Source organism: Mycobacterium sp. TH-M106 (genome assembly GCF_057473765.1).
On record NZ_JBYCLE010000649.1, the window covers coordinates 1 to 13279 of the forward strand.

11 protein-coding genes and 1 pseudogene are annotated in these 13279 nt (G+C 69.9%); 5 read left to right on the forward strand and 7 right to left on the reverse strand.

From position 1 onward, the window contains the following. Positions 1-493, reverse strand: a 493-nt coding sequence (locus tag AC2VOP_RS21625; RefSeq protein WP_486962868.1) for a peroxiredoxin, incomplete at its 3' end; no start/stop codon positions are given. A 108-nt stretch (positions 494-601) separates the two neighbouring features. Here AC2VOP_RS21625 and AC2VOP_RS21630 point away from each other — a divergent pair. Next, positions 602-1558 carry a hydrogen peroxide-inducible genes activator gene (locus AC2VOP_RS21630; protein ID WP_486962869.1) on the forward strand — a complete coding sequence of 319 codons (957 nt, stop codon included), beginning with the start codon at positions 602-604 and terminating at the stop codon, positions 1556-1558. Between the two features lie 21 nt (positions 1559-1579). Here the strand turns inward: AC2VOP_RS21630 and AC2VOP_RS21635 are convergent, their stop codons facing one another. Next, positions 1580-1975 carry a hypothetical protein gene (locus AC2VOP_RS21635; RefSeq protein ID WP_486962870.1) on the reverse strand — a complete coding sequence of 132 codons (396 nt, stop codon included), beginning with the start codon at positions 1973-1975 and terminating at the stop codon, positions 1580-1582. Between the two features lie 87 nt (positions 1976-2062). Between AC2VOP_RS21635 and AC2VOP_RS21640 the strand changes: the two genes are divergently transcribed. Together AC2VOP_RS21640 and AC2VOP_RS21645 are read left to right on the forward strand one after the other, a co-directional pair. Next, positions 2063-2293 carry a hypothetical protein gene (locus AC2VOP_RS21640; protein ID WP_486962871.1) on the forward strand — a complete coding sequence of 77 codons (231 nt, stop codon included), beginning with the start codon at positions 2063-2065 and terminating at the stop codon, positions 2291-2293. Further along, on the forward strand, positions 2274-2600 hold the full coding sequence (locus AC2VOP_RS21645) for a type II toxin-antitoxin system PemK/MazF family toxin (RefSeq protein ID WP_486962872.1): 327 nt from the start codon (positions 2274-2276) through the stop codon (positions 2598-2600). The genes AC2VOP_RS21640 and AC2VOP_RS21645 overlap by 20 nt, the downstream gene beginning before the upstream one ends. 74 nt (positions 2601-2674) lie before the next feature. Here AC2VOP_RS21645 and AC2VOP_RS21650 read toward each other — a convergent pair whose 3' ends face one another. The 3 genes from AC2VOP_RS21650 to gjpA all read right to left on the reverse strand — a co-directional run bounded on the left by AC2VOP_RS21650 (position 2675) and on the right by gjpA (position 6273). Continuing rightward, on the reverse strand, positions 2675-3049 hold the full coding sequence (locus tag AC2VOP_RS21650) for a hypothetical protein (RefSeq protein ID WP_486962873.1): 375 nt from the start codon (positions 3047-3049) through the stop codon (positions 2675-2677). Between the two features lie 99 nt (positions 3050-3148). Beyond that, the gene (locus tag AC2VOP_RS21655; RefSeq protein ID WP_486962874.1) at positions 3149-5005 is read right to left on the reverse strand and encodes a fatty acyl-AMP ligase; all 1857 of its coding nucleotides are present in this window, start codon (positions 5003-5005) and stop codon (positions 3149-3151) included. 122 nt (positions 5006-5127) lie between these two features. After that, a complete protein-coding gene (gene gjpA, locus AC2VOP_RS21660; protein WP_486962875.1) occupies positions 5128-6273 on the reverse strand; it encodes an outer membrane porin GjpA in 1146 nt (381 codons plus the stop codon). 305 nt (positions 6274-6578) lie between these two features. Between gjpA and AC2VOP_RS21665 the strand changes: the two genes are divergently transcribed. Both AC2VOP_RS21665 and AC2VOP_RS21670 read left to right on the forward strand, forming a co-directional pair. After that, positions 6579-10043 (forward strand): PGRS repeat-containing protein, encoded by a 3465-nt coding sequence (locus tag AC2VOP_RS21665; protein ID WP_486962876.1) that lies wholly within the window; start codon positions 6579-6581, stop codon positions 10041-10043. Positions 10044-10148: 105 nt separating this feature from the next. After that, positions 10149-11798, forward strand: a complete 1650-nt coding sequence (locus tag AC2VOP_RS21670) for a DHA2 family efflux MFS transporter permease subunit (RefSeq protein WP_486962877.1) — start codon at positions 10149-10151, stop codon at positions 11796-11798. Between the two features lie 41 nt (positions 11799-11839). Here AC2VOP_RS21670 and AC2VOP_RS21675 read toward each other — a convergent pair whose 3' ends face one another. Then, positions 11840-12916, reverse strand: coding sequence for an alpha/beta fold hydrolase (locus AC2VOP_RS21675; RefSeq protein ID WP_486962878.1), 1077 nt, complete (start codon positions 12914-12916; stop codon positions 11840-11842). 118 nt (positions 12917-13034) lie between these two features. Beyond that, positions 13035-13279 (reverse strand): annotated as a pseudogene (locus AC2VOP_RS21680) (hypothetical protein); the annotation flags it as partial.

Below are 13279 nucleotides of genomic sequence, written 5' to 3' on the forward strand. Positions count from 1 at the left end.
GCACCCGCAGCACCTCGTCGACGTTGCGGCCGACCGACCCGGCGGTCACCGACACGAACTGGATGTCGTTGTTGGGATCGACGATGAAGGTGGCCCGGTCGGCGACGCCGTCGGCATTGAGCACCCCGGTCGCTTCGACCAGCTCGCGTTTGATGTCGGAGAGCATCGGGAACGGCAGCGTCTTGAGATCCTCATGCTGGGCCCGCCACTGGAAGTGCACGAACTCGCTGTCGATCGAGGCGCCGAGGACCTGCGCATCGCGGTCAGCGAATTCGTCGTTGAGCTTGCCGAACGCCGCGATCTCGGTCGGACAGACGAAGGTGAAGTCCTTGGGCCAGAAGAACACCACCCGCCACTTACCCGGGTGGTCGTCGCTGGTGATCGTGGTGAAGTAGTCCTCCGGTTGTTGGGCGTCGACCTTGGACAGGTCACCGGGGATGAGTGCGGTGAGTCGGTAGTCCGGGAACTTGTCGCCGATGGTCAGCAGTGCCATGTCACTCCTTGTGATTGACGTCTGGGGCGCTGCGGACCCGCGCCCACCGTTGGCGACCCTACCACATACTATGAGCCAACGGCTATATCATCTTCTATACTCATAGCCATGACCGATAAAAGTTATCGACCCACGCTCGCGGGCCTGCGGGCGTTCGCGACGGTTGCCGAGAAACACCAGTTCAGCCTTGCCGCAGCCAGTCTCGGCGTCAGCCAGTCCACGCTGTCGCAGGCGCTCTCGTCGTTGGAGGCGGGCCTCGAGGTCCAGCTGATCGAGCGGTCCACTCGGCGGGTCTTCCTGACGGCCGAAGGCGAACTGCTGCTGCCGCATGCGCAAGCCGTCATCGAGGCGGCGACCCGCTTCTGCGCTGCGGCCGCTGGCGTCTCCGATCCCTTGCACGGCACGATGCGGCTGGGCCTGATACCGACGGTGGCGCCGTACGTGCTACCCACCGTGCTGGCCGGATTGGCGGACCGGCTGCCGGAGCTGACGCTTCGGGTGATCGAGGATCAGACCGCACGCCTGCTGACGGCGCTGCGCGAAGGTGCGTTGGACGCGGCGCTGATCGCATTGCCGGCGCAGGCCAACGGGGTCACCGAGATTGCGATCTACGACGAAGACTTCGTGCTTGCGCTGCCACCGGGCCACCCGTTGGCCGGCAAACGCCGGGTATCGCCGGCCGCGCTGGCAGAGCTGCCGCTGCTGCTGCTCGACGAGGGGCATTGCCTGCGCGACCAGGCTCTGGACATCTGCCACAAGGCAGGCGTGCGACCCGAGCTGACCAACACCCGGGCGGCGTCACTGTCGACTGCCGTGCAGTGCGTGACCGGCGGGCTGGGGGTGACGCTGATCCCGCAGACCGCGGTGCCGGTGGAAGCCGAACGCAGCAGGCTCGGGCTGGCCTACTTTGCCGCTCCGCGCCCGAGCCGGCGCATCGGGCTGGTGTTTCGCTCCACCAGCGGTCGCGATGGACCCTATCGACGGCTTGCCGGGATGGCCGGCGAGCTGATCAAAGCCGACCACGACGTCCGGCTGGTCATGGCGCCGCGAACGACCCGCAGTTGACGACGGCGGGTGCGACAGTTCCTACGGCTCGGCCGGGCCGTCCTGGTGCTGTTCGCCGGCCAAGCCCTCGAGGAGTGCAACGATGTGCTGTTGACCTGTCGCCGCGGCGTCGAGTTTGCCGCGCATCTCGATAAATCCGTTGTCTACGTGGGCGAAACGGTCGTTCATGTCCTCGCGCAGGTCGTTCATGTTCCCGCGTAGATCGTTCATGTCCTCGCGTAGGGCGTTAAGGCCGGCGACGGTGGCTTGGCGAAAGTCACGTAGCTCACTACCGAACTCGCTGACGTCACGATCAGCAGCGCCGGCGAGGACACGAGCAGCCGCGGCATCCTGCTCGCTGGCTCGCACCCGCGTGTCGAGCTGACGCACGTGAGTTTCCAGCGCGGCGACTCGCGCTTCCAGGTTCGACGGCTCCATGTGGGGAGCCTACCGCCGGCCGGTGACATCGCTTGGCCACCACCGGCCGTCCCAGCGACCACTGCGAGACGTATTACAATTCGTCGTATGGGAACGCTGACGATCCGCATTGACTCGGCGGTGGAGGAGGCCTTGACGTCGCTGACCAGCGAAGGGCAGTCGCGCTCTGAGGCAGCTCGCAAGGCCATCCTCGACGCCGAACACGCACGCCGCCGGGCGCGGCTACGGGCCGAGGCCGAGCAATTACGGGATGACCCCGAAGATGTCGCTGCCTCGCGCGAACTGGCGGCCGAGATGGATGCCATCCGTGCGTGGTGACCTCTATCGCCTGCGGGCACCCAAGGATGCCCGCGGTCACGAACAGGCGGGGACCCGCTACGCCGTCGTAGTTCAGTCCGACGATCTCCCCCTGTCCACGTGGATCATCGCGCCAACCTCGACCGGCCGGCGCCCAGCGTCGTTTCGACCGGAAATCACGATCGGCGACGTCAAAACCCGGGTAATCGTCGAGCAGCTCACCGTGATCGATCCGCAGCACCGACTCGGCGAGTTCGTCGGCCGACTCAAGGCCGTTGAGATGCAAGCCGTCGATGCCGCTCTTCGAGCCGTGCTTGCACTTGACTGATAGATGTGTCGGCGCTCCTGCGCGGGGGTTGAGTGATTCAGGCGTGGGAGGATGCCTGCCGCAACGCCGACGCTCTACGGCTCGGCCGGGCCGTCCTGGTGCTGGTCGCCGGCCAAGCCCTCGAGGAGTGCAACGATGTGCTGCTGACCTGTCGCCGCGGCGTCGAGTTTACCGCGCATCTCGATAAACCCGTTGTCTACTTGGATGAAACGGTCGTTCATGTTCCCGCGCAGGTCGTTCATGTCCTCGCGCAGGGCGTTAAGCCCGGCGACGGTGGCTTGGCGAAAGTCACGTAGCTCCCTACCGAACTCGCTGACGTCACGATCAGCAGCGCCGGCGAGGACACGAGCAGCTGCGGCATCCTGCTCGCTGGCTCGCACCCGCGTGTCGAGCTGACGCACGTGAGTTTCCAGCGCGGCGACTCGCGCTTCCAGGTTGTCCGGCTCCATGCGGGGAGCTTACCGCCGGCCAGTGACATCGCTCGTCGATGCCGCTCTTCGAGGGTGTGCTTGCACGTGCGGGCCCCCCGTTGGCGGCGTTGCTGGGATTCAGACCTGGGGGGATACCTGCCTCAACGCGGACGCTGCCTGCAGGATCGCGGCAAGTCGGGCCGCCGACTCCACGTCTTCCAGCGACGGGATGTCCTCGTCGGGCGACGACGGCGCGCTCCACTGCGCCACCGCCTTGAGGTCGCCGTCGAGGAACTGTTGCCGGCACTGGCCTCGCTGGATCTTGCCGCTGGTTGTGGTGGGCAGCGACACATGCTCCACCAGGACCACCGTGTGCGCCGCGATGCCATGCTGTTGGGCGACCACGGCCCGGATGGCGCCGACGACGGCGTCGAGGTCGACCTGGCCGACCCGAGCGCCGTCGACCTCCTGCACGACGACCAGGTGTTCGACGGCGCCCAGTCCAGCCGGAGTCACCACGAACACCGCACCGCGGCCCGCCACCAGCGCCGGATCGCAGCCCTGCACGGTGAACTCGATGTCGTTGGGGTAGTAGTTGTGCCCGTCGATGACGACCAGGTCCTTGACGCGACCGGTGACGAACAGCTCGCCCGCGCACAGGAATCCCAGATCTCCGGTGCGTACGAACGGCCCGCGAGCCGCGTGCGGATCGTCCGTCGCCAGGAAGGCCGAGAATGTCTGCTCGGTCTCCTCGGGCCTTCGCCAATACCCCTGGGCGACACTGGGTCCGGCGAGCCAGATCTCACCGACCTCGTCCGGTCCGCATGGCCTGCGGGTCACCGGGTCGACGATGAGCACCTGCTGGTCGCCTTGGGGCCGGCCGCAGGCCACGAACGGTGCGGCGTTGGGATCCTGCGGCGCCACGTCGACGATGCGGTCCTCGCCCAGGGCGTCACGATCGACGTATCGAACTCCCGGTATCGCGGAATCCGATCCGCCGGAGACCAGCAGGGTGGCCTCGGCCAGCCCGTACACCGGAGAAAATGACTCCAGCCGAAAACCCGCCGGGGCGAAGGCATCGGCGAAAGCCGCCAGCGTCGCGGCACGCACCGGTTCGGCGCCGTTCATGGCGGTGGTCAGGCTGGACAGATCCAGTGCCGCACGCTCCGCCGGGGTGCTGCGTTCAACGCACATGTCGTAGGCGAAGTTCGGTGCACAGGTGAAGGTGCCGCGATGCCGGGACATGGCTTCCAGCCACTGCATCGGGCGCTTGATGAACGCGGTCGGCGACATCAGGTAGGTCGTGGCCCCGACGTAGAGCATGTGCAGGATAGCGCCGATGAGACCCATGTCGTGATGTGGCGGCAGCCAGAACACCCCGACTGCGGTGTCATCACCGTTCCACGCCCGCCGGCTGGCCTCCACGTTGTGCAGCAGGTTGCGGTGGCTCAGCACGACACCCTTCGGTGAGCGAGTGGAGCCCGATGTGTACTGGATCACCGCGGCTGAGTCCGCGTCGACGTCCGGCGCCACCCACCTGCCGGCGTCTTCGGCCGCGTCGCCGATCACACACCACCGCAGGGCTTGCCCTTCGGCCAGATCGTCGACCGCGGCCTTGGTGTTGGCTCTGGTGTCGGCGGTGGCCAGAGCGAAGCCGGCTTGCGCGTCGGGGACCACAACCGCCAGGCGCGGAGCCAGCTTCTGGTGCACCGGCACGGCCACGGCGCCCGCGTAGAGACAGCCGAAGAAGCCGGCGATGAAGTCCAGACCTGGCCGGCACAACACCAGCACCCGCTGGCCCGCGGCGCCCTGTTGTTGCAGGTTGGACCCGATCGCACGGGCCCTGGTGTCCAGTTCCTGGTAGGTCAGCTGGCTGGTGTCTTCGTCGTCGCCGTGGTAGGAGAAGCTGAACGCCGCCTTGTCTCGATACTGTTCGGCTCGCCGCTGCAGCAGGTCGACCAGGGTGGTCTCGCCGGGCAGGTTGTAGTCCGCCATGTCGTCACCTCAACCATCGAGCGGATCATCCTGATTGCTGCAACCCTAGCGACATCCCCGCCGACCGGATAAGCCACAGTGCCTGCCCGACCCGCCGGGTGAAGTCACCTCCCCGTTAGCGGCTAGAAGATGTCGCTAAAGCCGGCGCCGCTGAGCAGCTGGGTGAGGCCGTCGCCCAGCTGGTTCATCAGGTCGGCGCCGGCGGCGCTTGCGCTCGAACTGTCGGTGCCGCCGAAGAAGGTGTCGGGGATGGTGGGGAAGTGGGTCAAGACCCCCGGCGGGGTGGCCGGCTTATTCTTGCCGTTCCAGTCTGTGCCGAGGAGCTGCCCGACGAGCTCTGACCAGCCGATCTCGGCGCCGATCGGGCCGAGCGGGTGGGCTGTGAGATCGAGAGTGTGGAGAAGGGGGACACCGACGAGGTCAGCGCCCAGGCTGTTGAGCATCGAGCCGCCGACCGCGGGGACCGTGGCAATGGGGGTTGTGGAGTCATATCCGTACAGGTGCCAGGGGCCGGCTGCTACTTCGCCGGTGCTGAACAGCCCGCCGAACGCGTAGCTCAGCGAGGTGATCTCCATCGGCGCGGGCAGGATATGCGCATCGTTGATCGTCGGCAGCAGGCTGTCGAGGTTGAGGGTGGCGCCGTTGAAGAAGGCGCCGAGGAAGTTGGCGAGCGTCGCGCTGAGACCGTCGTGGTCGCTGATGCTGTTCCCCAGCGAGATCCAGGGGCTGATCAGGGGGCCCAGCATGCCGATCATCATCCCGCTTGCCGGCGAGGACAAGAAGTTGACGATCGACGTCACCGCTTCGGCGTTGACACTCGACGGCAAGAAGCTGGGAAGCAGCTCCCCGATAAGACCATGGAAGTTGCCCAAGGTGAAGGTGTCCGTTGTACTCACCGTGGCGTCGTCGGCGTTGAGCAGGGTGAAGGCCGACATCACCGACTTCGCGTTCTCCTGCGCCGTCTCGACCAGGGTCGGCAGTTTCGACGGGTCGTCGAGGAAGCTCTGGACGAAGCCGTTGTGATTGAACAGGATCTGCTGCCATCCCACGTGCGGGGCCAACGCGTGGTTGTTGAGCAGCAGCGAGGCGTCCTCGGACGCGGTGTTGAACTGCTCGATGAACGGGTCGGTGGCACCGCCGGCGGTGAGTGCCACCTCGCGGAGCTCGTGAACGTCCGGCAACGGCGCGGCCACCGGCGTGACTGCGATGAGGCTGGCGCCCACGATCGCAACACCTGCGGTGGCGTAAGGCTGAAGGGCTGACTGCACGGCCGTCTCCTTTGTGTTGGTGGTCACCTTCGCGGATCGTCTTTAGTTAGCTTGAGGTGGCGCGTGGAGTACGGTACCTATGCAGCGCCTTAGACGCAAGTGTTCAACGATGTTTACCGCTGAGTTTTCGGTCTGCTGGCCCCAATCCGCGGTGCTGCCCTGGGTGCTAGACGCTGGACTTTTACCCTGAAAAGCCGAACGGCGTTGCCGATAGGGTTGTCCTGACGAGTGACAGCGGCTATATTAGCTTGCGCTGAAGAGTCCCAACGTTCAACCAATCCTGCCGATCGGAAAGGTGTTCGCACATGAGCCGTCGTCACACCAGCAGCCAGCGTGCCCCTCAGAGCAATCCTGGACTGCGCCGCCGTGACCGGATGATCGGTGCCAGCAGCGCCGCAGCCGCGTTCTTGGCGTTCGGGATGACCCCGCTGGCGACTGCGCCGCGGGCGCACGCCGACTTCTTGGACGACCTGTTCAACTTCGACTGGCTCTCCGGCATTATCCAGCCGGATGTCACGCCGCCCGATCTGACGGCGACGTTGGACACCTTCGACATGCTCCCAGGCGTCGCGGCGGGTCACGACCTCGGCCTGACGAAACTGGTCGACACCTTGATCTACACCCCGCTGCACACCCTTGGCGAGGCCTGGATCAACAACCCGCTCGGTGAAGCGGTCGACGGCGCCATCAACCACTTCGCCCCGGCCGGCTACATGTTCATCGGCAACGGTGTCGCCGGCACGCCGGATCATCCCGACGGTGGCGACGGCGGCCTGTGGTTCGGCGACGGCGGTGCCGGCTGGGACAGCAATCTGGCCGGCCACGACGGCGGTGCTGGCGGCAACGCGCTCGGTTTCGGCAACGGCGGCGCCGGCGGTAACGGTTTCGACGGCTCCGACGGTGGCGCCGGCGGAACCGGCGGCTCCTTCATGGGCAACGGCGGCGCTGGCGGTAACGGCGGTGCCGGTGTGGCCGGCGTCGACGACGGTGCCGGCGGCGATGGCGGGGCCGGCGGCGGAGCGGTGGGCTGGATGTTCGGCAACGGCGGCAGCGGCGGCCACGGCGGCGACGGCATCGCCGGCACCGCTGGCGTCAACCACGGCGACGGCGGCGACGGCGGCAACGGCGGCGCCGGCGGTCGGGGCGCGTTCCATCTCGGCGACGGCGGCGATGGCGGCCAGGCTGGCACCGGCGGCGCCGGTGCCGCCGGTACCGCCGCCGACCCGAACGGCGGCAACGGCGGCGATGGCGGCAACGGCGGCGCGGCCGGCGCCAACTTCTGGAAACACGGCCACGCCGGGATTGCCGCCAACGGCGGCGCCGCTGGCGCCGGCGGTGATGCAGCCAAAAACAGCAGCGGCGACTACATCGGCGACGGCGGCAACGGTGGCGACGGCGGCAACGGCGGCACCACCGGTAAGACCGGTGAAACCATTGTCGGCGGTGTCACCGGCAACGGCGCCAATGGTGGCGCCGGTGGTGAAGGTCTGACCGGCGGCGCCGGCGGTGACGGCGGCAACGGCGGCAACGCCGCCGACGGCGCCGGCGGCACCGCCGGCAACGGCGGCGCCGGCGGCACCGGCACCGACACCGGCGGCTACGGCGGAGGCGGCGGCAACGGTGGCAGCTCCACCGGGAAAATCGCCGGTGTCGACGGCGGCGACGGTGGCGCCGGCGGGGATGCCACCGGACTGGTCGCCGGTGCCACCGGCGGCCACGGCGGTTACGGCGGCAACGCAGGCGGAGTCGCGAGCGGGACCATTGGCACCGGCGGCGCCGGCGGCGCCGGCGGCAACGCGCCCACCAGCGACGACGCGGTGCAGACCTTCGGCGGTGACGGCGGCACCGGCGGCAGCGGCGGCATCGGCGGTGTCGGCGGCGACGGCGGCACCGGCACGTACGAAGGCGGTGACGGCGGTACCGGCGGCGCCGGTGCCAGCCTTCAGAACGGCGGGGCTGGCGGCAACGGCGGCGACGCGACCGGCTGGGTGGACGCCACCGGCAGCACCGGCGTCGCGGCGGGCACCGTCTACAGCGAGGGCGGCGCCGGCGGCGCCGGCGGCGCCGGCGCGAACGCCGGGCTTACCGGCGGGCACGGCGGCAATGGCGGCGCCGGCGGCAACGGCGGCAACGGCGCCGACACCGGAATCAGCCTGGGCGGTGCGGGTGGCACCGGCGGCGCCGGTGGAAACGCGGGCCCGCTTGACCTCGGGACCCCCGGCGCAGGCGGTCACGGCGGTGACGGCGGCAACGGCACCTACACCGGTGGCGACGGCGGGGACGGCGGCGCCGGCGGCGGTGCCGGCGGCAATGGCGGCAACAGCACCGGCGCCACGTCCGGCACCTTCACCGACCCGCACGCCGGCAACGGCGGGAACGGGACAACAGGCTCGGTGGGTCACGCCGGCGGCGACGGCGGCAACGGTGGCGACGGCACCAACGGCGCCGCCGGCGGCAACGGCGGCAACGGCGGTACCGGCGGCACCGGAAAGGCGGGCTACGACGGCGTCAGCCCGGCGCACGGGGTCGGCGGCAACGGCGGCAACGGCGACACCGGCGGCGCCGGCGGCACCGGCGGAAACGGCGGCACCTCCGACACCGGCACCGGCGGCAACGCCGGCGACGGCGGCAACGGCGGCACCGGCGGGGCCGGCGGCAACGGCGGCAAGGGCGGCGTCGACAGCACCGGCAACGGCCTGGCCGGCGGCAACGCCGGTAACGGCGGCACCGGCGGCGCCGGCGGCACGGCCGGCACGGCCGGCACCGGCGGGGCCGGTGACGGCGCAGCCGGCACCAACGGCGACGGCGGTGACGGCGGTGCCGGTGGCGTCGGCGGCGAAGGCGGCGCCGGTAACACCGGCACCAGCACCTCGACCGCAGCCGGCGGCAACGGTTACGCCGGCGGGGCTGGCGGTACCGGTGGTAACGGCGGAGCCGGTGGCGCGTCGGACGGCGAGACCGCCGGGAACGGCGGCGCCGGCGGTGACGGCGGCAAAGCCGGGGCCGGCGGGGCCGGCGGGGCCGGGGGCGTCAGCAGTACCGGCACCGGCCTCAATGGCGGCAACGGCGGCGCCGGTGGCGCCGGCGGACACAGCGGCACCGGCGGTGCCGGCGGCACAGCCACCGGCGGCGGCACCGACGGCACGGCCGGCAGCGACGGCAACGGCGGGGCCGGTGGAGCCGGGGGCGCCGGCGGCAAAGGCGGCGACGGAACGGCCGGAACCAGCCACCTGGAGGCGGCCGGCGGCAACGGCAGCAGCGGCGGTGACGGCGGCAACGGTGGCATCGGCGGCGCTGGCGGCGGCTCTGATGCCGGGACCGGTGGGGCCGGTGGTGTCGGTGGCGCCGGCGGCGAAGCCGGCGCCGGCGGCAACGGTGGCAGCGGCGGTGTCAACCCGCAAACCGGCAACGGCTACCTCGGCGGCAACGGCGGTGACAGCGGCACCGGCGGAAACGGCGGCGCCGGCGGCGCCGGCGGCACCAGCACCACCGGGACCGCCGGTGCGCAGGGCGACGGCGGCGCCGGCGGCAACGGCGCGGCCGGCGGCAACGGCGGCCACGGCGGCGACCCGACGGGCACCGGCACCGGCGGCAACGGCGGCAACGGCGGCCACGGCGGCGACGGCGGCAACGGCGGCACACCCGACGGCGCGGCCGGCAGCGGCGCGGCCGGCGGCAATGCCGGAGCCGGCGGCACCGGTCCCACCGGCACCACGCCCGGCACCGCCGGTACCGCCGGTACCGCCGGCACCGACGGCACCCCCGGCTGAGCTCACCGGCCAGACAGGCCAGGAGGGTAGGCCCAGCAGCCTCGTCGAGACCGAGGGTGCGTGGCCTATCCAAGGCCGGGTGGACACCGGCCTATCCTGGGCGTGATGCAGCAGCCCACGTCCAGTCCGCGACCTCGTCAGCAGTCGACATCGACGACGCCCGGCGAGGCCGACCGAGCGGACAAGCTGGATGCCCGGCTGCTGCGGATCGCCGGCGTCTGCGCCCTGGCGGCTTTGATGGCGATCCTGGACACCACGGTCGTCGGCGTTGCGCAGCGCACCTTCATTACCGAATTCGATTCGACCCAGGCCGTCGTCGCGTGGACCGTCACCGGCTACACCCTGGCGCTGGCCACCGTCGTGCCGCTGGCCGGCTGGGCCGCCGACCGGTTCGACACCAAGCGGCTGTTCATCACGTCGGTGCTGGCATTCACGGCGGGATCGATGCTGTGCGCGACGGCGCCGAACATCACCCTGCTCATCGCGTTTCGGGTGATCCAGGGCCTCGGCGGCGGCATGCTGGCGCCGCTGGCGAGCACCATACTGGCCCGCCACGCGGGTCCGCGACGCGTCGGGCGGCTGATGTCAATCCTGGGTGTCGCGATGCTGCTCGGCTCGCTGGCCGGGCCGGTGCTGGGTGGCTGGATGATCGACAGCTACAGCTGGCGGTGGGTCTTCGGCATCAACCTGCCGATCGGCGTGGCCGCGGCCGTCGCGGCGGCGATCGTCTTGCCGCGGGATCGCGCGACCTCATCCGAGCCGTTCGACATCGTCGGGATGCTGCTGTTGTCGCCCGGGCTGGCGGCGCTGTTGTACGGCGTGTCGTCCATCCCGGGCCGCGGCACGCTCGCCGACCACCACGTATGGCTACCAGCAGCCGTCGGGGTGGTGCTGATCGGCGGGTTCGTGGTGCATGCGCTCTACCGGACCCACCACCCGCTGATCGACCTGCGGCTCTTCCGGAACTGGGCGGTCAGCGCCGCCAATGGGGGGATGCTGCTCGCCGGGTCGGCGTTTGTCGGCGTCGTGGTGCTCATCCCCAGCTGCCTTCAGCAGCTGCTGCACCAGACACCGCTGCAATCCGGGGTGCACATGATGCCGGAGCGGTTGGGTGCGATCCTGACCCTGTCGCTGGCCGGGTGGTTGATGGACCGGCGCGGCCCCAGGGTGATCGTCGTCAGCGGCATCACCCTGATCGGCGCCGGCGTGGCCACCTTCGCCTACGGCATTTCGACGCACGCGGGCTACAGACCCGTCCTGCTGGTTGGGCTGACAATGATAGGCATGGGCGTGGGGTGCACCACCGTGCCGCTGATCGCAGCCGCGGTGCAGAGCCTCGCGCCGCATCAGATCGCCCGGGGCTCGGCGTTGATCCACGTCAACCACCACGTGGCGGGGTCGATCAGCATGGCGTTGATGTCGGTGATCTTAACCAGCCAGTTCAACCGCAGCAAAAACGTCACCGCCGCAGACAAACTCGCGATTATCCGCGAAGAGGCGGCGCGACGCGGTGTGTCGCCCGATCCGTCGGCGATACCGCGCCGGGCGTTGGCGCCCGACTTCATGACCAACGTGCTGCACGACTTGTCACACGCCTACACCGCGACGTTCGTGGTGGCCGTGTTCGTGGTGGCGTTGGCGTATGTTCCCGCGGTGTTTCTGCCGAGAAAGCCTGCCACCGCGGCGTCGGCCCGGGCGGTGCCCAGTGCGGCGCCCGACGGGTCGGCGCTGTCCAGCTCGAAAACCCAAGCCTGACAACCGTCGTCAGGCATGACGGCGTGCGGCCGGCGTTGAGTTCAGGTGGCGCTGCGTTCGTCGGCGCCGATGGCGTTCAACACCGCAACGCGGGTGTCCAGCGGGCCGGAGACCGTTCGCGCACCACCACCGGTGCGCAGCAGCTTACGACGCTGCTCGGAGTCGTGCTCGGCGGGCTTGGTGGTGTCGATGAACCGCTCGACGACGTCGACGAAGCGGTCGGGGTCGTCGTGGAACGGGAAGTGCCCGGCACCCTCGAAAATCTCCAACTGGGAACCGGGCATCGCCGCGTGCGCCATCTGCGCGTGACTGACCGGCACCACCACATCTTCTGTGCCCCAGATGATTTGCACCGGAACCGATTCCGTCAGGTAACAGCGGTCCAGCATGGTGATCAGCTGGCCACGCCAGTCCACCACCGCCCGCAGGGTGCGGGTGAACGCCGTGGAGGCCGTCGGCTCGGGCAGATCGGCCAGCACCCGCAGCACGTCGGGCAGGTCGCGGCCCAATCGGGTGGACCCGAGTACCCGGCCGACGGTGCGCCCGGCGACCTGCAGCGCGGGCAGCACCAACGGCAGCCGCAGCAACGCCAGCGCTTCGCCGCCCATCGGCAGTGAGGCGCAGCGCAGCACGATGTTGACGTCTTTGGTGACTCCTCCGCTAGCGACCAGGATCAGCCGGTGGACCAGTTGCGGGAACTGGTAGGCGAACTGCATCGCCACGCCGCCGCCCAGCGAATGGCCGAGAACCGTGACGCCGTCGATGTCGAGCACCGACAGCAGATCGCGTATTCCGTTGGCGTAGGCCGCCACCGAGTAGTCGGCGCGCGGCTTGTCCGACTGCCCGTGGCCCAACAGGTCGACGGCGATGACGGTGAACCGCTGGGCCAGCTTGGCCTGCACGGTTTCCCAGGTGGTGGAGTTGTCACCGATTCCGTGAATCAGCAGAATCACCGGGCCCGAGCCGGCGATCCGGTAAGCCCGTCGATAGCCGTGAATGGTGCGAAACCGCAGCGTCGGCGTCACCTCACGCACCGAGCGCACTGAGCGCACCGAGCGCACCGAGCGCACTGAGCGCACTGAGCGCACTGAGCGGAGATTGCGCGTGCGCTGTGTCATCTCGCCAACCTCGTCGTCGGGGCAGGGCTCGAGCCGGACCGTCGTCCGCCTGAGCGGCGACAGACGTATCGTAACGGGCGAGCTCGGCCACCGCATGAACCGCCTCCCCGGGGCGGGCCTACTTCAGCAGCGCGACGAACTTCTCCTGCGGGGTAGCGGGCTGCAGCGGGTGATCGAGCGGCTCGGTCGCGGGCAGCCGCAGCTGCGGGTCGGCGAACGCCCGGTAGGCTTTGTCGCCGGCCAGCTGCGCGAGCAGATACCCGGTCAGCAGCGCCCGCACCCGCCGCTGCGTGCGACGATCCGACGTCGGCAACCCGAAGAACCCCGCCAGCCTGCGGCCCTGCGGCAGGCCGGCGGGCGACG